The sequence below is a fragment of the Faecalibacterium hattorii genome, assembly GCF_003287455.1.
GTDB classification, from domain to species: domain Bacteria; phylum Bacillota; class Clostridia; order Oscillospirales; family Ruminococcaceae; genus Faecalibacterium; species Faecalibacterium hattorii.
This window is the reverse complement of sequence record NZ_PRLC01000020.1, coordinates 1-20,647: the sequence shown is the minus strand read 5'-3', so window position 1 is coordinate 20,647 and position 20,647 is coordinate 1. Positions and strand designations below refer to the sequence as shown.

Sequence of the window (20,647 nt, the reverse complement as noted above, 5' to 3'; positions counted from 1 at the left end):
CGGGAACGCTTGCTAGAATGGGAGAGACAAAAACGATGGCTTGGTATGACAACGCTGTATTTTATCACATTTATCCGCTGGGGCTGTGCGGCTGTGCGCACGAGAACGACGGCCAGCCCACGCCCGGTGCCTTTGAAAAGCTGAACGCATGGGCCGAACACGCTTATAAAGACCTCGGCTGCACGGCCATTTATATCGGCCCGCTGTTCGAGAGCGGCTCCCACGGCTACGATACCATCGACTACCGCCTTGTGGACCGCCGCCTTGGCACCAACGAGGAGTTCAAGCAGTTCGTGTCCAACTGCCACGCCCGCGGCCAGAAGGTCATCGTGGACGGCGTGTTCAACCATGTGGGCCGGGATTTCTTTGCGTTCCAAGACCTGAAGGCCAACCGCGAGAACGCCCGGTATAAGGATTGGTTCTGCGACATCAACTTCTGGGGCAACAACGAGTACAACGACGGCTTCTCCTACGGCAACTGGGGCGGCTTCAACCTGCTGGTCAAGCTGAACCAGCGGAACCCGGAGGTGCAGAACTACCACTTCGACACCATCCGCTTCTGGGTCCATGAATTCGACATCGACGGCATCCGGCTGGATGCGGCCGACGTGCTGGACTTCGACTTCATGAAAGGGCTGCGCCGCCTCGCCAACGAGATCAAGCCGGAGTTCTGGCTGATGGGCGAGGTCATCCACGGCGATTACAGCCGCTGGGCCAACCCCGAAATGCTCCACTCCGTGACCAACTATGAGCTGCACAAGGGCCTGTGGAGCGGCCACAACGACCACAACTATTTCGAGATCGCGCATACCATGCGCCGGCTGCAGGGTTTGTGCCACGACACCCGGCTCTACCTCTTCTCGGACAACCACGATGTTGAGCGGCTGCCCAACAAGCTGCGCAACCGGGCTCACATCCGCCACATTGCCCTTCTAGTATATACGCTTTGGGGCATTCCGTCCATCTATTATGGCTCGGAATTTGGCATCGAGGGCAAAAAAGAGTGGGGAAGCGACTGGCCGCTCCGCCCCTGCCTCGACCTGAAGGATTTTGAGAACGCCAATGCGGAGAATCCCGTCACCAGCGTATATGCCGCGCTGGGCAAGCTCAAGGCTGAGTGCCCGGAACTGACGTGGGGCGAGGTGAAGGAACTCCACCTGACCACCCAGTGCTATGCCTTTGCCCGTGTGCTGGACGGCAAGGCCGTTGTGGCTGTCTTCAACAACGGCGACAGCCCTGCCCAGTTGGAGTTCCAACTGCCGGTGGAAGCATCCGGGGCCGAGGATCTGCTGGCGGACTGCGTGGGCAGCCAGCCCATCCTGACGGACATCGAGTGGGGCCGGATGAAGGTGCAGCTGCCCTCCAACTACGCCACCCTGCTCCGCCTGAAATAAGCTTGCACATTCCGGCGGGGTCTGCTATTATAAAAGTATCATAAGCGGAAGGGAAGACCGTGCCTTGAATGCTGCACAGCGCAGAGAAGTGATATTGAAACGCCTGAGCGAGGCCGACGCGCCGGTGAGCGCCAGCGTGCTGGCGGCCCAGTTGGGGGTCTCCCGGCAGATCGTGGTGGGCGACGTGGCCCTGCTCCGGGCGGGGGGCGCTGCCATCGAGGCCACGCCCCGCGGTTATCAGTTCCACCCGGCCCCCGGCGGGTACACCGGCATTCTGGCCTGTGTCCACCGCACCACCGACGAGATGCGCACCGAGCTGTACGCCGTGGTGGATCAGGGCGGCACCGTGGTGGATGTGGCCGTGGAAAATCCGCTCTACGGCGAACTGCGGGGCAACCTGAACCTTGCCAGCCGGTATGACGTGGACAATTTCATTGAACAGGCGGCCCACACCCCCGAAGGGCTGCTCAGCCGGATGACCGGCGGCGTGCATCTGCACACTCTCCGCTGCCCGGACGAAGCGTCCTTCCACCGCATTAAAGCGGCACTGGAAAAAGCAGGGATCCTGTATAAAAAAGAGTAACAAAACCGAGCAGTTCTGTCTATCAGCAAAACACGAAAACCGTTGGATATCCGACCAAATGAGGAAAGAGGTGGATTATTTTTGGACATCCGCATCGAAAAAACCGACCGTGCCATCGAAAAGGCCTTTCTGGAGCTGCGGGCAAAAACGCCGCTGGAAAAGATCAAGATCAAGGATCTCTGTGCGCTGGCGTGCGTGAACAAATCCACCTTTTATGCCCACTATGAGGATATCTACGCGCTGTCCGACCAGCTGGAGAAAAAGCTCATTGAGGACATCTTGGCCAGCGTTTTGGCTGTGAAGCTGACTGTGGCCCAGACCGAGACGCTGACCCGCGACCTGTTCCGGGCCTTTGTCCAGAACCGGCAGGCCGTGAACATCCTGTTCTCCGGTTCGCGGCAGGGCATCTTCGCCAACTGCATCGAAAAGGGGCTGCGGGAGCGGCTGACCGCGCAGGACCCGACCTTTGCCGCCGACCCCAAGCGGGGCATCCTGCTTTCCTTCTGCGTGCAGGGGTGTTTCTACGCCTTTGCCAACAACAGCAGCCAGATGGACGAAAAACACCTCGTCGATCTTCTGGCCGAGATCGCGAAAGCGGCCCAGAGAATCACCGTATAACACAAAAGGAGCTTCCGGCAGCCGCCGGAAGCTCCTTTTGCTTGGGGAGAAGATCACACACCCGAAGCGCCGTAGTTTGCCAGCACACGGGCGGAGGGGTCGTTGACGTTGCAGCCGGGCCATGCCTTGTTGGGCATCCAGAAATCGACGATGGTTCGGCTTTGATCGTAATAATATTTCTCGAAAATTTCGCGGTAGAACAGGCTCTCCTTCGTAAACGGCATACAGTGGGCCGAATAGTTTGCCCGGCGGAGCTGGAACTCCTCGTCGGTGTAGAGGCTGTCGGCGTATTCCTTGATGTCGTCCACCATGCTGTGACCCACCGCATCCGAGAAGGCGGCCTTTTCGCGCCACAAGATCTCCGGCGGCAGCCAGTCGCCCTCAAAGGCCTTGCGGAGCAGATACTTGCCCTTGCCATAGCTGTTCAGCTTCTTTTCCGGGTCGATGGCCATGACGTAGCGGACGAAATCGAGGTCGCCGAAGGGGACACGGGCTTCGATGCTGTTGGAGGAGATGCAGCGGTCGGCGCGGAGAACGTCGTACATATACAGCTCCCGGATGCGCTTCTGGCTCTCCTGCTGGAAGGCGTCGGCGGTGGGGGCGTAGTCGGTGTACTTGTAGCCGAACAGCTCGTCGGAAATTTCACCGGTCAGCAGCACGCGGACGTCGGTTTGCTCGTGGATCGCCTTGCACAGCAGGTACATGCCCATGCTGGCGCGGATGGTGGTAATATCCCATGTGCCCAGCAGCCGGATGACCTCTTCGAGGCTGTTGATGACCATATCCCGGTTGATGATGATCTCGTGGTGCTCGCTGCCGAGGTACTCGGCGGTCTGGCGGGCGTACTTCAGGTCGATGGCGTCGGTGTCCATGCCGATGGCGAAGGTGCGGATGGGCTTGCCCAGCTTCTTGGCCGCAATGGAGCAGACCAGCGAGGAGTCGAGGCCGCCGGAGAGCAGAAAGCCCACGGGGGCGTCGGCGTCCAGCCGCTTTTCCACGCCCGCGATCAGCTTTTCGCGGATGTTCTTCAGGATGGTGGGCATGTCGTCCTGCATGGGGGCGGGCACATCGGCGATGTCCTCGTAGCGGACGAAGCGGCCGTCGCAGTAGTAGCTGCCGATGGGGAAAGGCCGGATGTCGTCGCACCAGCCGATGAGGTTCTGCATCTCGGAGGCAAAGGCGATCTGGTGGCTGGATTTGGAGTAGCCGTAGAACAGCGGCCGGATGCCGATGGGATCGCGGGCGGCAATGAGCCGGTCCTTGCGGGAATCGTACAGGATCAGTGCGAATTCGGCGTCCATGTGGCGGAACATGTCGAGGCCGTACTCATAATAAAGCGGCAGCAGGATCTCGCAGTCGCAGTCGGACTGGAACTTGTAGCCCCGGCGCTTCAGGATCTCCTTCTCGAACCGGAAGCCGTACAGCTCGCCGTTGCAGACCACACAGTCCGCCCCGCGGTAGAAGGGCTGCATTCCCTCCGGCGTCAGGCCCATGATGGCCAGACGCCCGAAGCCCATCAGGCCGAAAGGCCCTTCCACGACCCGCTGGTCGTCCGGCCCGCGCATCACGGTGCGCAGCAGATACTCTTTGAACTTGTCGGCACTCAGATCGTGCCCGGTATAGCCCATTACACAACACATATTTCTTACCCCTCTCAGATGCTTCGAGGAAAACAAAAATACGGCAGCCTTCCTCCCATTGCTAGGACGAATGCTGCCGTATCCGTGGTGCCACCTAAATTACCGGTACGCAGGGCATACCAGTCACTTTTGTGCGCTCTCCCCGTTGAAAGCACTGCCGCGATAACGAGCGACGGACGTCTGCCCCTACTGTACGCCTTGCGCGGGTTCAGGGGGAAGCTCACGGGGGTTCGTTCGGGTTCGGCTCTCTGCGCGGCTTCCACCCGCCCGCGCTCTCTGAAAAAGAGCGGTTGAACCTTACTTTTCCCGGTCAACGCTTTTCTTGCCTGAATTGTATCACGGCTTTTTGTCCGTGTCAACACAGCAATCGCATTTTTGTGCGGTCTGCTCCGGTTTGGCCTGATTTTGTGCGCAATAGCGGCACAATCCGTACAAAACGCTGCCCTCGCACTGAAGGGTGAAGCCGTGTTCGGCCATCAGGTGCGCCCGCACTTCGTCCATGAAGTGACAGTCGAGGTGGTAGATGCGCCCGCACTGCACGCACTTGAGGTGCAGATGCTCGCGGCAGTGGCGGCCCTCGTCAACGTACTGGAACACCGCTTTTTCGCCTTTGTCCGCCACATATTTCATAATGCGCTGCTCGCCCGCCAGTTTGTCGAGGTAGCGGTACACCGTGGTGGGGTTTGGGCTGGCGCCCTCGGCCTCCAAGTGCTCCAGAATGTTCGACGCACTGACCGCGTGCTGCCGGTTGTTGATGAGATAATCCAAGATGAGCTGACGGGTCTTGGTGTTGTAGCCGCCGCGTCCTGCCATGATATCCGCCTTCCTTTCTGCACCAAGTGTACCACAATTTATTCATTGATGCAAAACAAGACACGGAAGTTGGCGACAAGCACAAAAAACATTGTCAAAATTGCGGGAATATCGGGCATGATCTCTGTACAAAACGGAAAAGCTCCCAATCTTTTGGAAAAACTCTTGTAAAGATTGACCGGTTGTGTGATAATATCTGTATGAGATGGCTTGGATTATTTTAGGGATACAAGCTGCCTTCGGGCGGCTTTGTGTTGTGCTGAGCAAAATTTGGAGCAGAACTTGAGACGCTCTGTTCGATTAGGAGATTGAAAAGATGAAAGAGATGGAACCCCAGACCAAGCCCAGTTTGAAGCTGCAGGCTTACCAATATCTGAAAACAAAGATCCTGAACTGCGAGTACCGTCCCAATGAGTTTCTCAACGAGCAGAAGCTCTGTGCGGAGATGGGCAACATCAGCCGCACCCCCATGCGGGATGCGCTGGGGCGCTTGGAGCAGGAGGGTCTGATCACCATCCTGCCCAAAAAGGGCCTGATGGTTTCGGGCATCACCGAAGAGGACGTGCACAGCATGTTCGAGATGCGCTTGCTGGTGGAGCCCTATGCGCTGCGCAATTACGGGAATCTGATCCCCCGGCAGGAGCTGGAAAATTACAAGGAATTGATGCACCACCCGGACCGCATCGACGACTTCTGCAAGTCGGACGACGACTTCCACGCGCTGCTGATGAGCAGCCTTCCCAACAAGTACCTGCGCTCGGCCTATGACCGCATCACCGGCCTGAACACCCGCTTCCGCATCATGACCGGCAAGGTGAGCATGATCAATCAGGATCAGACCTGCGAGGAGCATCTGCTGATCCTCGACGCGGCCCTGAACGACAACTGGGACACCGCCGCCGATGCTCTCCAGCACCATCTGGAGCTGGCCCGCGATAAGGCCGAGGGTGTCATTAAAGTCATTCGTCTTTGGTAAAAACCTCTCAGTCGAGCCTACGGCTCGCCAGTCGTCCCCTTCTGGCGTTTGCACGCCACCTCCCCCGGCCGGGGGAGTCTTTCCTACTAGGGGAGCCCTTGGCAGGTCGGTCTTGAGAATACTGGCTGAGAAAGTTATTAAAAACTGTGAAATGGAGTGCTCCGCTGCCTAGGGTAGCGGGGCATTTTTGTTATTTTGGCATAAAAAATTTCATAGAAATCATAAGAAATTGACATTGAAAGTTATTTAACAATGTGGTACAGTAAAAGCAAAGAAATGCCCTGCCGCTCGGTGCGGGGCAAATGGATTTGGAGGATATAAACTATGGCTGACCGCATTGTTCTGAATACGATCTCCTACCATGGCCACGGTGCCATCGAGAACATCGTTCCCGAACTGACCGCCCGCGGCTACAAGAAGGCTTTCGTCTGCTCTGACCCGGACCTGATCAAGTTCGGCGTCACCAAGAAAGTCACCGACCTGTTGGATGCTGCAAACTTTGCCTATACTGTTTACAGCGAGATCAAGCCCAACCCCACCATCGCCAACGTGCAGGACGGCGTGGCTGCGTTCAAGGCCGCAGAAGCGGACTGCATGGTCGCCATCGGCGGCGGCTCCTCCATGGATACCGCAAAGGCCATCGGCATCATCATCAATAACCCCGAATTCGCCGACGTCCGCTCTCTGGAAGGCGTTGCTCCCACCAAGAAGCACGCGGTCTTCACCATCGCCGTGCCTACCACCGCCGGTACTGCAGCGGAGGTCACCATCAACTACGTCATCACCGACGTGGAAAAGAAGCGCAAGTTCGTCTGCGTCGATACCAACGATATCCCGGAGATCGCAGTCGTTGATCCCGACATGATGGCTTCCATGCCCAAGGGCTTGACCGCCGCTACCGGTATGGACGCGCTGACCCATGCCATCGAGGGCTATATCACCAAGGGCCACTGCACCATCTCCGATATGTTCCATCTGGAAGCCATCAAGCTCATCAGCGAGAACCTGCGCGGCGCTGTCCAGAACACCCCGGAAGGCCGCGAGGGCATGGCTCTGGGCCAGTACATCGCCGGTATGGGCTTCTCCAACGTGGGTCTGGGCATTGTGCACTCCATGGCACACGGCCTGTCGGCCCTGTATGATACCCCGCACGGTGTGGCTTGCGCCATCCTGCTGCCGGTGGGTCTGGAATATAACAAGGACGTTGCCGGGGAGCGTTACCGCGCCGTTGGCAAGGCCATGGGCGTGAAGGGCATCGACGAGATGAACGATGCCGAGGCCGCCGATGCTACCATCGCCGCCGTCAAGCAGCTCTCTGCCGATGTGGGCATCCCCGCAAACCTGCGGGGCATCCTGAAGGAAGAGGACATCCAGTTCCTCGCCGAGTCCGCTTATGCGGACGCCTGCCGCCCCGGCAACCCGCGTGATACCAGCGTGGAAGAGATTGTCGCGTTGTACAAGAGCCAGCTGTAACCGAGAAGCAGAAAGGGCCGGGAACCGGAGTTCCCGGCCCCCTTTTTGCTTCTCTGAGAAAGGAGTCCTATGAATCTGAATTTCTATACCCTCAGCGTCATTTATCTGGTCTACTCGTTCCTCGGCTGGGTGGGGGAGACGGTCGTGGCCACCATTAAGGGCCGCCAGTTCACCAACCGCGGCATGGCGTCCGGCCCGTTCTGCTTCGTCTATGGCACGGCAGGGGTCTTGCTGGCGGTGGGTCTGGCCGACCTGCGCACCAATTGGCTGGCGCTGTTCGCGGGCAGCTTCCTCATCGCGACGGTGGTGGAGTGGGTCACGGCGAAATTTTTGGAGCGGGTGCACCACCGCCGCTGGTGGGACTACTCCGGCAAAAAGTTCAACCTTGACGGCTACGTCTGCCTCCAATATTCGGTGCTGTGGGGTGTGCTGGGCGCGGTGAGCGTCCGCTGGGGCAACGACCTGCTGCTGCGGCTCTGTGCCTTTTTCCCGCCGCTGCTTTTCCATATTGCGATCTGGGTCAGCATGAGCATTGCGGCCCTCGACCAGATCAGCGCAGCGGTGGTCGTGGAGCGGTATGCGGCCAAGCACCCGCGCCTTGAGCAGCTGGGGCAGGAGCTGGGCAAGGGGAAGAGCCGCCTCCAGCAGAAGATCGCGGCCAGCGTGGAGCGCCGCATCCAGAAAGCCTACCCCGAAGCGGCCCGCCCGGAGCCGACCACCACCGCCGAAAAGGCCATGAGCTTTTCCGACCTTGTCTGGCTGTTCGTGGTGGGAGCTTTCCTCGGCGACGTGGTGGAGACCATTTTCTGCCGGGTCACGGCGGGGGTCTGGATGAGCCGGTCCAGCCTTGTGTGGGGCCCCTTCAGCGTGGTGTGGGGGCTGGCGCTGGTGCTGGCTGCCGTCCTGCTGCGGGGCAGCGAGCGCAAGAGCGAGAGCCGCATCTTCTGGTTTGGCGTCATCCTCGGCGGCGCGTATGAGTATGTGTGCAGCGCCGTCACTGAGCTGCTGTTCGGCACCGTGTTCTGGGATTACAGCGGCTTCAAGTTCAACCTTGGCGGCCGCATCAACCTGCTGTACTGCTTTTTCTGGGGCATCGCGGCCGTGGCATGGATCCGGTATGGCTACCCGCTGGTGGCCAAGGGGATGAACAAACTGAAGACTCACATCCGCCCATGGATGACGGCGGCACTGGCCGTCTTCATGGCGGTGAACATGGGGGTGTCGACGCTGGCGCTGGCCCGGTACGACGCCCGCACCAGCGGCGTGGAAGCAGCGACCCCGCTGGCGGTTTTTCTGGACGCTCATTTTGACAACGCGCGGATGGAGCGCATCTATCCCAACGCCAAAAAAGTGGAAAAAGCCGAGTAAAATCTGCTGTAGAACGCCACCATCGCGGGCATCAACTCCTCGCTGGTCATGGACCTGCCCGTGATGTTCGCGGTCATGCTCCTCCTGACCGTGCCCGCCCTGCTGAAGGGCAGGCTCTCCCGCTGGCAGGGCGTCCTGATGCTCTGCATCTACGCCGCCTTCTGCGCCGCACAGTTTGCGATGTGATCGATCTTGGATAGCAAAAACCCCCGCCGACGGCGGGGGTTTTGCGTTTTATAAAATTTTACTGCTGTGCGAAGAGCTTCACTTCGTCCTTGTCCATGAAAGCAGCACCGGCGAAACCGGCGGCTTCCAGCTGGCCCAGCTGCTTGCCGAGCTTCTTGCCCTGCGGCAGGATGGTGACGTTGTAGCAGTCGCGGAGGGAAGCGGCCTTGGCGAGGACGGCGGGGAAGTCGGCCTCCTTGCCGTAGAGCAGCGCGATCTTCTGCTTGGCACCGGGGATCTGGTAGCCCTGCTCCAGCAGGATGCCGCAGACGCGCTCGAAGCCGATGGAGAAACCGACGGCGGGCACCTGCGTGCCGAGGAACTTGCCTACCATGTTGTCGTAACGGCCGCCGCCTGCGACTGCGCCGCTGAACTGCGGGCAGGTGATCTCAAACACCATGCCGGTATAGTAGCCCTGACCGCGCACGAGGCTGGGGCAGTAGGCCACCGAGAAGCGGCCGCCCGCAATGGCGTTGGCCGTGGCGAGGACGTACTTCAGGTCGTCGGCGATGGCGGGGTCGGCGCAGCGGGAAGCAACGGCGTCCAGCGTGACCTCCCCGGCGGCGATAAAATCAGCCAGCGCGTTGATGGCGTTTTCGGGCAATTGCTTTTCGGTCAGCTCGGCCTTGACGCCGTCGGCACCGATCTTGTCCATCTTGTCGAAGGTGATGCAGACGGAATCCAGCGTGTCGGCGGCAAAGCCCATGCTCTCCAGCATCCCGCGGAGGATGCGGCGGTCATTGATGTTGACCGTGAAGCCGGTGAAGCCGATGTTCAGCAGGGCGCGGGTGGTCACATCGATCAGCTCGACCTCGGCGTTGGGGGACTCATCCCCCAGAATGTCGATGTCGCACTGGACGAACTCCCGCAGGCGGCCCTTCTGGGGGCGTTCGGCGCGGAAGACGCGGTCGGTCTGGATGACCTTGAAGGGGTGGGGGAGCTTGTCCTTGTTGGCGGCATAGAAGCGGCTCAGGGGCAGGGTCAGGTCGTAGCGCAGACCCATATCGGAGAGCTGCTTGGGGTCGCCGGATCCCAGTGCGCTGGTCAGCTTATCGCCGCGCTTGAGCACCTTGAAGATCAGGTTCAGGTTGTCGCCGCCGTCGGACTTGTCGAGGTTCTCCATATCCTCCAGCATGGGGGTGGAGATGCGCTCGAAACCGGAAGCGCGGTAAGTTTCCAGAATCTTGCCCTGAATGTAGTCGCGCAGGGTCTGCTCGGCGGGGAGCAGGTCACGCATCCCTTTCAATGCTTGTGTTTTCATGGTTGCAATTCCTCTCTTTACGGTTCAAATTCTTCCCAATCACTCTAATTATAAAAGAATCTGTTCGTTTGTCAATCAAAAAGGGCAGACTAAAGGGTGAGGTGAGACAGATGCAGAAGCTTTCCCAAAAACATTCGTGGGCCATTCTGGCGGCAGGAGCGGCCATTCAGGTGCTGACGGGTCTGCCCGCAGCGTGGGGCGTGTTCCAGCAGCCGGTGATGGAGGTGTATGGCCTGAGCGAACAGGGGGCCGGGTATGCCTTTGGCATTTTGATCGCGGCCTTCGGCGTCGGGTGTGTCATCGGCGGCTTTTTGCAGGACCGGAAAGGCCCCCGCTGCGCGGCGCTCTGGGGCACGGCCCTGCTCTGCGGCGGGTTCTTTGCGGCGGCCCTCCTGCCGGGGGAGAAGGGCGGCTTTTTCTTTGGGGTGTTCAGCATCCCGGCGGGGCTGGGCACGGCGTTCTTGTACCCGTCCATTCAGTCCTGCGCCCAGAAGTGGTACAAGGGCCGGAAGGGCCTCGCCACCGGCGTCATCGGCGGGGCGGTGGGACTTTCCGGTGCGTTCCTGACTGTCTTTGTCCGAACGGCGCTCAAGGGCTTCGGGCCGGTGCAGGGCATCCGGGGGGCTTTCTGGGCGCTGGGGGCGCTGACGCTGCCGGTCTGCTTTGGGGGCAGCATGCTGCTGGTGGACCCGCCGCCCGAAAAGCCGAAGCCGGAACAGCAGGGCAAAGGAAAAACGGCTCCGCCGCTGGATTTGGCCCCTTTGCAGATGCTCCGCACCAAGCAATACTGGCTCTGCGCCGGGGCAGTCTGCTTTTCCACCCCGGCGGTGCTGCTGTTCAGCCCCATCATCCTGAAGCTGGGGATGGAGCGGGGCTTGGACGAGACGGCAGCGCTCTGGAGCGTGGTGCTGGGCAGCGTGGGCAGCGCGGCGGGGCGGCTGCTGATGCCGATGCTCAGCGATAAGATCGGCCGCCGCCCCACTGATCTGATCCTGTTCGGGGCATCGCTGGGGCTGTCCGCAGCCTTTCTGTTCGCGCAGGGCTGGGCCGTGGTGGCGGTGTATGCCAGCCTGACGTTCTGCTATTCGGCGCTGGCGGCGGTGCTGCCCGCCCTTTCCACTGACCTGTTCGGTCTGCCCCATGCGGGGGTCAACTACGGCTTTCTGGCGCTGGGGCAGAGCGTGGGCAGCCTTGCCTTCCCCTTTGCGGCAAACCTCTGGGGGCTGGAAACCGGGCGGCACTGGCTGGCCATGGGCGGTGCGGCGGCGGGCTTTGCGGCCATCTGGGCGCTGCAGCCCGTCCAACCGCCCCGCCCGCCTAAAGAAAATTAAGCCTTTGAGCAAAGCTGACAAAAAATTATCAATCAAGAGGGCAAAAGCATAAAATGTGGCGGTTAGCTACGTATAACCGTCAAAAAGTTTGCGGGAAAATTGTCATAAACGTCTTGCAAATTGCGCCAAGGTTCTCTATAATAAAATCATGCGTGGTAGTACCGGCGGCGCTGATGAGAGCAGCGGCAGCCGGTCAAATGCAAACAGCGGGGGAGCCCCCCTGCTGCATGGCATCAATTTGTCAAAAGGAGAGTATGATTATGACCTATTCGCAGCAAGTACAGAATATGTGCCCGATCACCAAAGGTCCTAAGCATGGTCCGGCTCCCATCCCCGAAGAGGGTGCATGGGTCAAGGCCTATGAAGTGAAGGACATCAGCGGCTACACCCACGGTGTTGGCTGGTGTGCACCTCAGCAGGGTACCTGCAAGCTGTCTCTGAACATCAAGAACGGCGTCATCGAAGAGGCTCTGGTCGAGACCATCGGCTGCTCCGGCATGACCCACTCCGCCGCTATGGCTGGCGAGATCCTGCCCGGCAAGACCATTCTGGAAGCCCTGAACACCGACCTCGTCTGCGACGCCATCAACGTGGCAATGCGCGAGCTGTTCCTGCAGATCGTTTACGGCCGCAGCCAGACCGCTTTCTCTGAGGACGGTCTGCCCATCGGCGCAGGTCTGGACGATCTGGGCAAGGGTCTGCGTTCCATGACCGGCACCATCTTCTCCACCAAGGAGAAGGGCGTCCGTTATCTGGAGCTGACCGAGGGCTACATCAACAAGCTGGCTGTGGACGAGAACGACGAAGTCATCGGCTACCAGTTCGTCAAGCTGGGCAAGATGATGGAGGACATCCGTCACGGCAAGACCCCCAATGAGGCTTATGAGAAGAACGTGGGCACTTACGGCCGCTTCAGCGCAGATCAGGGCGCCGTCAAGTACATCGACCCGCGTGAGGAATAAGAGAGGAGGAACAACTCATGGCAACTTTTGAATCTATGGATCGCCGCATGCCGAAGATCGAGGCATGCCTGAAGGCCAACGGCCTTGAATCTCTGGACGCTTGCAACGAGATGCTCCTCGCAAAGGGCATTGACTGCGATAAGATCGTCCGCGGCGTGCAGCCCATCTGCTTCGATAACGCAGTCTGGGCCTACACTCTGGGCACTGCCATCGCCGTCAAGCGCGGCCTGACCGATGCTGCCGAGTGCGCTGCTGCCATCGGCGAGGGTCTGGAAGCCTTCACCATCCCCGGCTCTGTCGCTGAGCAGCGTCAGGTCGGTCTGGGCCACGGCAATCTGGGCGCTCGTCTGCTGAGCGAGGACACCACCTGCTTCGCTTTCCTCGCCGGCCACGAGTCCTTCGCAGCCGCTGAGGGTGCGATCGGCATCGCCCGCACCGCAAACAAGGTCCGCAAGACCCCCCTGCGCGTCATCCTGAACGGCCTCGGCAAGGATGCTGCTTACATCATCTCCCGTATCAACGGCTTCACTTATGTGCAGACCGAGTATGACATCCCCTCCCAGACTCTGACCGTCGTCAAGGAGATCCCCTTCTCCACCGGCGAGCGTGCAGCCGTCAAGTGCTATGGCGCCAACGACGTCATGGAGGGTGTTGCCATCATGAAGAAGGAGGACGTCCAGTGCTCCATCACCGGTAACTCCACCAACCCCGTCCGCTTCCAGCACCTCGTTGCCGGCACCTACAAGAAGTGGGCCATCGAGAACGGCAAGAAGTACTTCTCCGTCGCTTCCGGCGGCGGCACGGGCCGTACCCTGCACCCCGATAACGTGGCCGCTGGTCCTGCCAGCTACGGCCTGACCGACTCTCTGGGCCGCGTCCATGGCGATGCTCAGTTTGCTGGTTCTTCTTCTGTGCCCGCACACGTTGAGATGATGGGTCTGATCGGCATGGGCAACAACCCCATGGTCGGTGCAACCGTCGCTTGCGCTGTTGCTGCTGCTCAGGCAAACGCCTAAGTTCATCCTGAAATAAGCGTTTTCGCGGCCTCCCGGAGTACTTCGGGAGGCCGTTTTTGCGTTTCATGGGGCAGAAATTCCACAAAACCTTACTTTTTTGTTGAAAAAATGGTGAAATGAAATTTGGACGCTTGTGCAACTTGAAAAAATGCGATACACTACACTTATACATATCTGGAATCCGCCGGGCGGAACGGCCGACCCGGACCAATATAGGAGGAACAGTGATCATGAACTGGAAAAAGAAGAAGGACAACCCGGAAGCGCAAGCGCCCGAAGCCGCAGCAGCGGGCAAGGGCCCTGCCGCGTTCTGGAAGAAGAATTGGAAATTGCTGGTGCCGGCAGTCTGTGTCATCGTGGCGGGCGGTGCCTTTTTGCTTTGGCCCAAACAGGCCAAACCCGCCAGCGTGGACGCCAGCTATACGGAGGCGGCCCCGGAGTACCGGAACGTTTCCAACACCCTGAGCGGCACCGGTACGCTGAACCCGGCCAACACCTACACCGTGAAGTCTCTGGTGGACGGCAAGGTGCTGACCAGCACCATAGAAGAGGGAGACACCGTGGATGAGGGCACCGTGCTCTACACCATCGACAGCTCGGACGCTTCCACCAACTTCGAAAAGGCTGAGATCGCCATGCAGCAAGCCCAGCGCAGCTACGATAAGGTCGTGGACCGCCAGTATGTCCGCGCCGAAGTGGCGGGCACCGTGAGCAGCCTGAAGGTGAACAAGGGCGACGAGGTGACCAGCGGGCAGGAGGTGGCTGTCATCCGCGACAGCTCCAAGATGCTGCTGACGCTGGAGTTCCCCGCCGCCGATGCCGCCAATTTCTCGGTGGGGCAGAGCGCCGACGTGACGCTGGACGGCACCTTTGAGCAGTTGACCGGCACTGTCACCTCCGTGACCGGCACCGACGCGCTGAGCGCGGGCAACCTGCTGACCCGTACCGTGACCATTGCTGTGCGCAACGCGGGCGGCCTGACCACCGCACAGGCAGCCACCGCCTCCATCAACGGCGTCAGCTCCATCGGCTCCGCCGTCTTCGGCTATCAGGCCGAGCGGACCCTGACCGCACAGGCTGCCGGTACCGTGACTGCCATCAACGTGCAGGAGGGTGCCGAGGTCGCAAAGGACGATATCCTCATCGGCCTTTCCGGCGATGACCTGACCGAGTCCATCCAGTCTGCATCCGAGTCCCTGCGCAGCGCCGAGATCTCGATGCAGAATTTGCAGGACGCCATGAACAACTACACCATCACCGCCCCCATCAACGGCACCATCATCGAAAAGGATGCCAAGGCGGGCGACGCGGCCAAGGCGGGCGATACCCTTTGCATCGTCTACGACCTGAGCTACCTTGAAATGAGTATCAACGTGGATGAGCTGCAGATCAGCTCCATCTCGGTGGGCCAGAAGGTCCAGATCACCGCCGACGCCGTGCAGGATAAGACCTACGTCGGCACCGTGACCCGCGTCTCCATGAAGGGCACCGCCAACGGCGGCACCACCACCTATCCCGTCACCATCCGCATCGACGACACCGACGGTCTGCGCCCCGGCATGAACGCCAACGCCGAGATCGTGGTGGCCGAGGCCACCAACGCCCTCTGCGTGCCCAACGCAGCGGTGATGCGGGGCGGCTATGTCCTCGTCACACAGGATTCCCCCAGCGCTTCCAACGCCGAGCAGGGGATGGAAGCCCCGGAGGGCTTCGTCTACGTCGCCGTTAAGACCGGCGTCAGCGATGACGACTACACCCAGATCGTCAGCGGCATTCAGGAGGGTGATACCATTGGCTACGACCCCAACTCCATCAGTTCCGACGACTACTATGACGACGGCAGCGGCAGCAGCATGATGATATTCTGATAGGAGGAACGATGAGCGCTCTGATCGAATTTGATGAGGTCTGCAAATATTACCAGATGGGCGACACCACGGTAAAAGCGGCCGACCACATCACCATGAAAATAGACAAAGGCGAGTTCGTCGCCATCGTCGGCCAGTCTGGCTCCGGCAAATCCACCTGCATGAACATCATCGGCTGTTTGGATGTGCCCACCCACGGCACCTACCGGCTGAACGGCAAGGACGTAGGCAAGATGAGCCGCAACGAGCTGGCTGCCATCCGCAACGAGATGCTGGGCTTCATCTTCCAGCAGTACAACCTGCTGCCCCGGCTGAACCTGCTGGAGAACGTGGAGGTGCCGCTGGTGTATGCGGGCATCCCCCGCGCCGTGCGCCACCGCCGCGCCCGCGAGGTGCTGGAGCGGGTGGGCCTTGGCGATAAGGTCAAGAACAGGCCCAACCAGCTTTCCGGCGGCCAGCAGCAGCGCGTTTCCATCGCGCGGGCGCTGGTGCGCAACCCGGCGGTCATTCTGGCCGACGAACCCACCGGTGCGCTGGACTCCCACACCGGCCGCGAAGTGCTGGCGATGCTCCAGCAGATGCACGAGGAGGGCCACACCGTCGTCCTCATCACCCACGACAATTCCATCGCCGTACAGGCCGACCGCATCATCCGCTTGGAGGATGGCCGGGTGGTGTACGACGGCGATTCCCACGCGCCGGAGGCCTTCGTCCAGCCGACGCTGGTGCCGGAGACCCCGGCGGCAGAAAAGGAGGCGGAAGCATGATCGTTGAGACCTTCCGGCAGGCCATCCAGAACGTCTGGAGCAACAAGCTCCGCACCTTTTTGACCATGCTGGGCATCATCATCGGCGTCATGGCGGTCATCGTCATCGTCGGCCTCGGCAACGGCATGACCCAGAGTATGCGGGACAGCTTCTCGGCCATGGGCACCAACACCCTGTCCATCAACATCTGGGGCTACGGCTCCCGCACCGTGACGGTGGAGGATGTGTACGCCATCGGCACCAAGAACCCGGACCTCATCCAGTCCATCTCGCCCCAGATCGATTTCAGCAGCAACACCCCGAAGGTGGGTACCACGACCTACCGCTACAGCAATGTTGCCGGCGTGGACGAAAATTTCACCTCCATGAAGAACTACACCGTCGCCCAAGGCCGCGGCTTGCAGTACATGGATATGAAGGACAACAAGCAGGTCTGCGTCATCGGCGATTACCTCAACCGCGTGGCCTACGGCGGGCGGGGCGTGGGCCAGACCATCAAGCTGGGGCCCTACAAGTTCCGCATCGTGGGCGTGCTGAACGCCAAGGTGAACAACACCTCCATGCAGCAGGGCTCGGACGATGACTGCATCTACCTGCCCTACACCATCGCAATGCGCCTTTCCAATACGGCCATGGCCAGCAGCTACATCGCCATCATGAGCGATGAAAGCAAGGCCAATGAGGCCAAAGCCGTCGTGGAAGCGTACCTGACCGATCTGTTCAAGAGCGACAGCGCCTTCTACGTTTACAGCGCGAGCGAGTGGCTGGAAGAGATGAACAACATGATCAACATGGTCATCGTCGTCCTCACCGGCATCGCCAGCATCTCGCTGCTGGTGGGCGGTATCGGCATCATGAACATCATGCTCGTCTCCGTCACCGAGCGCACCCGTGAGATCGGCATCCGCAAGGCGCTGGGTGCGAAAGAGCGGGTCATCCTTTCCCAGTTCGTTGTGGAGGCGGCTACCACCTCCGCGCTGGGCGGTGTGCTGGGCATCGTGCTGGGCTACATCGTCTCGATGGCAGCCAACCACGTCCTGCCCATGATCTCGTCGGACATCGATGTCACGGTCAGCCCGTCCTTCAACTCCATTGCAGTGGCCTTCGGCATCTCGGTCTTCATCGGCGTGCTGTTCGGCTACCTGCCCGCCAAGCGGGCGGCCCGGCTCAACCCCATCGAAGCCCTTCGTTACGATTAAGGAGGTTTCCCTCATGAAAAAACGTCTTCTCGCATTCCTGCTCGCGGTCAGCATTGCCGTGTCGATGCTGGCGCTCCCGGCTTCGGCTGCGGGCAATGCCAACACCGCCGTCCAGTTGTCCATCACCCTGAACGGCATGGACTCCACCCAGACCGCCGCCCTGAACGCTGTGGTCACCCGCGGGGCCTTTGCCCGGATGCTGGTGTCCTACTCCACCTTCCGGGAGAGCGTCGGCTCGCAGGGGGCCGTGGGCACCCTGTATAAGGACCTTCCCGGCACCTCCGCTTACGCCCCCTATGTCCGCATCGCAGTGCAGCAGGGCTGGCTGAGCGGCTACACCGACGGCACCTTCCGCCCGGACAACGCCGTGACGCTGGAAGAGGCCGTCACAGCCGTCCTCAAGCTGCTGGGCTATAAGATGACCGAGCTGAGCGGCTCCTTCCCCCAAGCGCAGCTGAACAAGGCCAGCGAGCTGGGGCTGCGCAACCAGCTGGACCGCCAGCAGGGCGAGGCGCTGAACTATGAAGAGTGCGCCATCCTGATGTACAACACCCTGACGGCCAACTCCGCCAGCGGCAGCGCCTACGGCACCTCGCTGGGCTTCACCGTCTCCAACGGTCAGGTGGATACCTCCAGCGTCATGATGAGCAGCCTGAAGGGCCCCTTCATCGCGGACGGCACCACCCAGCTTCCCTTCACCCCGGCCAGCATCTACCGCAACGATAAGGTCTCCGGTTCTGCCGAGTTGAACCAATACGATGTGTATTACTACAGCGAGAGTTTACAGACCGTCTGGATCTACACCCGCCGCGCGGCGGGCCGCATCACGGCCGTTTCCCCCAGCGCCAGCGCCCCCACCTCGGTGACCGTCGCGGGCAGCACCTACACCCTCGGCTCCTCGGCCGTGGCGTCGCAGGTGTCCTCCCTGAACGGCGGCGGCGTGGGTCAGGTCGTGACCCTGCTGCTGGGCATGAACAATGAGGCCGCCGGTATCGTGACCGGCGAAGAGGCCGACAGCGTCTTCTATGGCGTCGTCCAGTCCTCATCCCGCAGCCTGATCGAAGAAAACGGAGCGGACGTGCTGCAGAAGGTGGCTGTCTACTGCACCGACGGCATCACCCGCACCGTGAATGTGGACAAGAGCCTGAACTTCCCGGCGGGCTGGCTGGTGGAGATCACCGTCAGCCCTGACGGCGAGAACGTGGAGCGGATCGACCGCCGCTCCACCAGCGGCACCATCAACGAGGCAGCCACGGCACTGGGCAGTGCCGCCCTTGCCGACGACGTAGAAATTCTGGATACGACTTCGGAGGGTGTGGCTGGGACGGTTCGTCCCAGCCGCCTATCGGGGGTAACACTGAGCAGCTCCGACGTCCGCTACTACACCGTCAATGAGGCGGGCCAGATCGACCGCCTGATCCTGAACGACGTCACCGGCGATCTGTGGAAGTACGGCGTGCTGGACGACGTGAAGAACCTCGCCGCCAACTACACCGATCTCAAGAGCTTTATTGGCAGCTTCCAGACCAGCGGCGATTCCTCCGGTACCGCTGCCACCCCGAAGACGACTACCACGAAGACCACTACCGGTGCGGCTTCCGGCACCACAGGTACTGCGGGAACCACCGGCAGCACGACCGGAACCACAACCACCACGACCGCTGCCACGGTAGCCGGGCAGGTGTCGAACCTGCTGGTGCCCACCACCAGCGAGATCTTGTGGGGCATCGTCTCCGGCGATATCCTCTCGACCTCGTGGCAGAAGCTGACCAGCAACACCGGTTCGCTGCTGAGCATCGGCTTCAAACAGGTGGCGGAGATCACCGGCACCCCCTTCAAGCAGATCCTGAACTTCATCGGCGGCGGCGCGACTTACGTCTGCTACGTCAACGGTTCGCAGGTCAGCTTCACCACGGCCATCAAGTACCCGGTCATCGCGGGCGGCGTTGCGGCCCGGCAGGAGACCACCGGCTCGATCAAGACCATGGTCCAGTTGATGCCCCTGAAGATCGACCGGGTGGGCGCGGCCTCGGTGCTGTCGGGCGGCACTCGCTATGAGATGGCCGACGACGCGCAGGTCTACCTGTGGTACAAGGGCCAGTATTACCCCACCAAGCTCAGTTATGTCAACACCGACGAATACAAGCTCACCGGCTGGTACGACAACTTTGGCTGTGCGGCGGGCAAGAAGGTCCGCGTCATCATCGCGGTCAAGAACGATTGAGCCTGAAATCGAACAGCGGCGTTTGCCGCACACTGCGGCAGCTGCGCTGGGTGCTTTACCCGCGCCGCTGCCCTTTTTGCGACCGGGTGCTGGGAACGGTGAGCCCCTGCCCCGATTGCTGTGCGGAACTGGATGCGCTGCGCCGCAAGCCGACCATGCGCCTCTCGGCGGGGCTGCACTATCTGGGCCGTTTGGAGGGCGCGGCGGCTCCCTACCGCTATGCGGGCTGTGTCCGGCGGGGCGTGCTGCGGGCGAAGTACCAAGCGGCCCCGTGGGCGGCCGACGAGCTGGGGGCCGAGATGGCCCGGCTCCTCTTCGGCAGCGAAGCAAAGATGGGTGCCTTCGGCCCGGAGGTCCAGCCGGTACCGGGCCTTGCGCTGAGTTACGACTGCATCGTGCCGGTGCCCGCTTCCAGCCGGGCACGCGGCTACAACGTCCCGGAGCGGATGGCCCGCCCCATCGCCCGCGCGGTGGGGGTTCCGCTGGAACCCAAGGCCCTTGTCCGGATCCATGCCGCCCGGCGGCAGGAGGGGCTTTCCCTCGACGAGCGGCTGGCCAATGTGGCCGGGGCCTTTGCCGTGCCTGACCCGGAGCAGGTGGAGGGCAAGCGCGTCCTCCTTGTGGACGATGTCATCACCACCGGCGCAACAGCCGCCGCGTGTGCACAGGCTCTGCTGGCCGCCGGTGCCCAGAGCATCTTTGCCGTGGCCTTGGCCACCGTGGAGTTCGACGCCCGCCCGCAGCCCTCCGCGCAGATCCATGAAAATTCTGAGGAAGAAAATTGAAAAAGTGCTTGACAAAACAGCCTTCGTCGGGTATACTAAATGAGCTGTGAGCGGCAGAACGCTGACAGATATCCGGGTGTAGCGCAGTTTTGGTAGCGCGCTTGAATGGGGTTCAAGAGGCCGTGAGTTCGATTCTCGCCACTC

General features: G+C 60.9%; 18 protein-coding genes and 1 other annotated feature. Of the genes, 15 read left to right on the top strand and 3 right to left on the bottom strand.

The annotated features are described in order from the left end of the window. The first annotated feature begins 35 nt into the window (after window positions 1-35). From C4N23_RS12310 to C4N23_RS12300, 3 genes are all read left to right on the top strand, one after another. The gene (locus C4N23_RS12310) at window positions 36-1,394 is read left to right on the top strand and encodes an alpha-amylase family glycosyl hydrolase (RefSeq protein ID WP_112146352.1); all 1,359 of its coding nucleotides are present in this window, start codon (window positions 36-38) and stop codon (window positions 1,392-1,394) included. Between the two features lie 64 nt (window positions 1,395-1,458). Then, window positions 1,459-1,977: a transcription repressor NadR gene (locus tag C4N23_RS12305; protein ID WP_112146350.1), complete on the top strand. Its 519-nt coding sequence runs from the start codon at window positions 1,459-1,461 to the stop codon at window positions 1,975-1,977. A gap of 81 nt (window positions 1,978-2,058) precedes the next feature. Beyond that, complete coding sequence (locus C4N23_RS12300) at window positions 2,059-2,595, top strand: TetR/AcrR family transcriptional regulator (protein WP_055189901.1); 537 nt, start codon at window positions 2,059-2,061, stop codon at window positions 2,593-2,595. A 53-nt stretch (window positions 2,596-2,648) separates the two neighbouring features. On the opposite strand, the gene asnB is transcribed toward C4N23_RS12300, so the two are convergent. Continuing rightward, a complete protein-coding gene (gene asnB / locus C4N23_RS12295) occupies window positions 2,649-4,235 on the bottom strand; it encodes an asparagine synthase B (RefSeq protein ID WP_055189908.1) in 1,587 nt (528 codons plus the stop codon). Window positions 4,236-4,294: 59 nt separating this feature from the next. Continuing rightward, window positions 4,295-4,558, bottom strand: a binding site (T-box leader). A 13-nt stretch (window positions 4,559-4,571) separates the two neighbouring features. Next, window positions 4,572-5,048: a Fur family transcriptional regulator gene (locus C4N23_RS12290; protein ID WP_055189910.1), complete on the bottom strand. Its 477-nt coding sequence runs from the start codon at window positions 5,046-5,048 to the stop codon at window positions 4,572-4,574. Between the two features lie 316 nt (window positions 5,049-5,364). Here C4N23_RS12290 and C4N23_RS12285 point away from each other — a divergent pair, with 316 nt between their 5' ends. The 4 genes from C4N23_RS12285 to C4N23_RS12270 all read left to right on the top strand — a co-directional run bounded on the left by C4N23_RS12285 (window position 5,365) and on the right by C4N23_RS12270 (window position 9,051). Then, on the top strand, window positions 5,365-6,024 hold the full coding sequence (locus C4N23_RS12285; RefSeq protein WP_112146348.1) for a GntR family transcriptional regulator: 660 nt from the start codon (window positions 5,365-5,367) through the stop codon (window positions 6,022-6,024). A gap of 324 nt (window positions 6,025-6,348) precedes the next feature. After that, the gene (gene fucO / locus C4N23_RS12280; protein WP_112146346.1) at window positions 6,349-7,497 is read left to right on the top strand and encodes a lactaldehyde reductase; all 1,149 of its coding nucleotides are present in this window, start codon (window positions 6,349-6,351) and stop codon (window positions 7,495-7,497) included. A gap of 69 nt (window positions 7,498-7,566) precedes the next feature. After that, window positions 7,567-8,865, top strand: a complete 1,299-nt coding sequence (locus C4N23_RS12275; protein ID WP_112146344.1) for a putative ABC transporter permease — start codon at window positions 7,567-7,569, stop codon at window positions 8,863-8,865. A gap of 48 nt (window positions 8,866-8,913) precedes the next feature. After that, complete coding sequence (locus C4N23_RS12270; protein ID WP_242983794.1) at window positions 8,914-9,051, top strand: hypothetical protein; 138 nt, start codon at window positions 8,914-8,916, stop codon at window positions 9,049-9,051. A 58-nt stretch (window positions 9,052-9,109) separates the two neighbouring features. On the opposite strand, the gene hisS is transcribed toward C4N23_RS12270, so the two are convergent. Further along, a complete protein-coding gene (hisS, locus tag C4N23_RS12265) occupies window positions 9,110-10,351 on the bottom strand; it encodes a histidine--tRNA ligase (protein WP_055189919.1) in 1,242 nt (413 codons plus the stop codon). Between the two features lie 110 nt (window positions 10,352-10,461). Here hisS and C4N23_RS12260 point away from each other — a divergent pair, with 110 nt between their 5' ends. From C4N23_RS12260 to C4N23_RS12225, 8 genes are all read left to right on the top strand, one after another. Further along, entirely contained in the window at window positions 10,462-11,682 is a 1,221-nt protein-coding gene (locus C4N23_RS12260; protein WP_112146342.1) for an MFS transporter, read from the top strand. A gap of 260 nt (window positions 11,683-11,942) precedes the next feature. After that, window positions 11,943-12,644, top strand: coding sequence for an iron-sulfur cluster assembly scaffold protein (locus C4N23_RS12255; RefSeq protein WP_055189923.1), 702 nt, complete (start codon window positions 11,943-11,945; stop codon window positions 12,642-12,644). 17 nt (window positions 12,645-12,661) lie between these two features. Then, a complete protein-coding gene (locus tag C4N23_RS12250; protein WP_055189925.1) occupies window positions 12,662-13,660 on the top strand; it encodes a GGGtGRT protein in 999 nt (332 codons plus the stop codon). Window positions 13,661-13,890: 230 nt separating this feature from the next. Then, window positions 13,891-15,528, top strand: a complete 1,638-nt coding sequence (locus C4N23_RS12245) for an RND family efflux transporter (RefSeq protein ID WP_112146340.1) — start codon at window positions 13,891-13,893, stop codon at window positions 15,526-15,528. 11 nt (window positions 15,529-15,539) lie between these two features. After that, window positions 15,540-16,295, top strand: coding sequence for an ABC transporter ATP-binding protein (locus C4N23_RS12240; protein ID WP_112146338.1), 756 nt, complete (start codon window positions 15,540-15,542; stop codon window positions 16,293-16,295). After that, window positions 16,292-17,494 (top strand): ABC transporter permease, encoded by a 1,203-nt coding sequence (locus tag C4N23_RS12235; protein ID WP_112146336.1) that lies wholly within the window; start codon window positions 16,292-16,294, stop codon window positions 17,492-17,494. Before C4N23_RS12240 ends, C4N23_RS12235 begins: the two co-directional genes overlap by 4 nt. A 13-nt stretch (window positions 17,495-17,507) precedes the next feature. Beyond that, on the top strand, window positions 17,508-19,718 hold the full coding sequence (locus tag C4N23_RS12230) for an S-layer homology domain-containing protein (RefSeq protein WP_112146334.1): 2,211 nt from the start codon (window positions 17,508-17,510) through the stop codon (window positions 19,716-19,718). Next, window positions 19,715-20,503 (top strand): ComF family protein, encoded by a 789-nt coding sequence (locus tag C4N23_RS12225; RefSeq protein WP_242983793.1) that lies wholly within the window; start codon window positions 19,715-19,717, stop codon window positions 20,501-20,503. Before C4N23_RS12230 ends, C4N23_RS12225 begins: the two co-directional genes overlap by 4 nt. The last annotated feature ends 144 nt before the right edge of the window (window positions 20,504-20,647 follow it).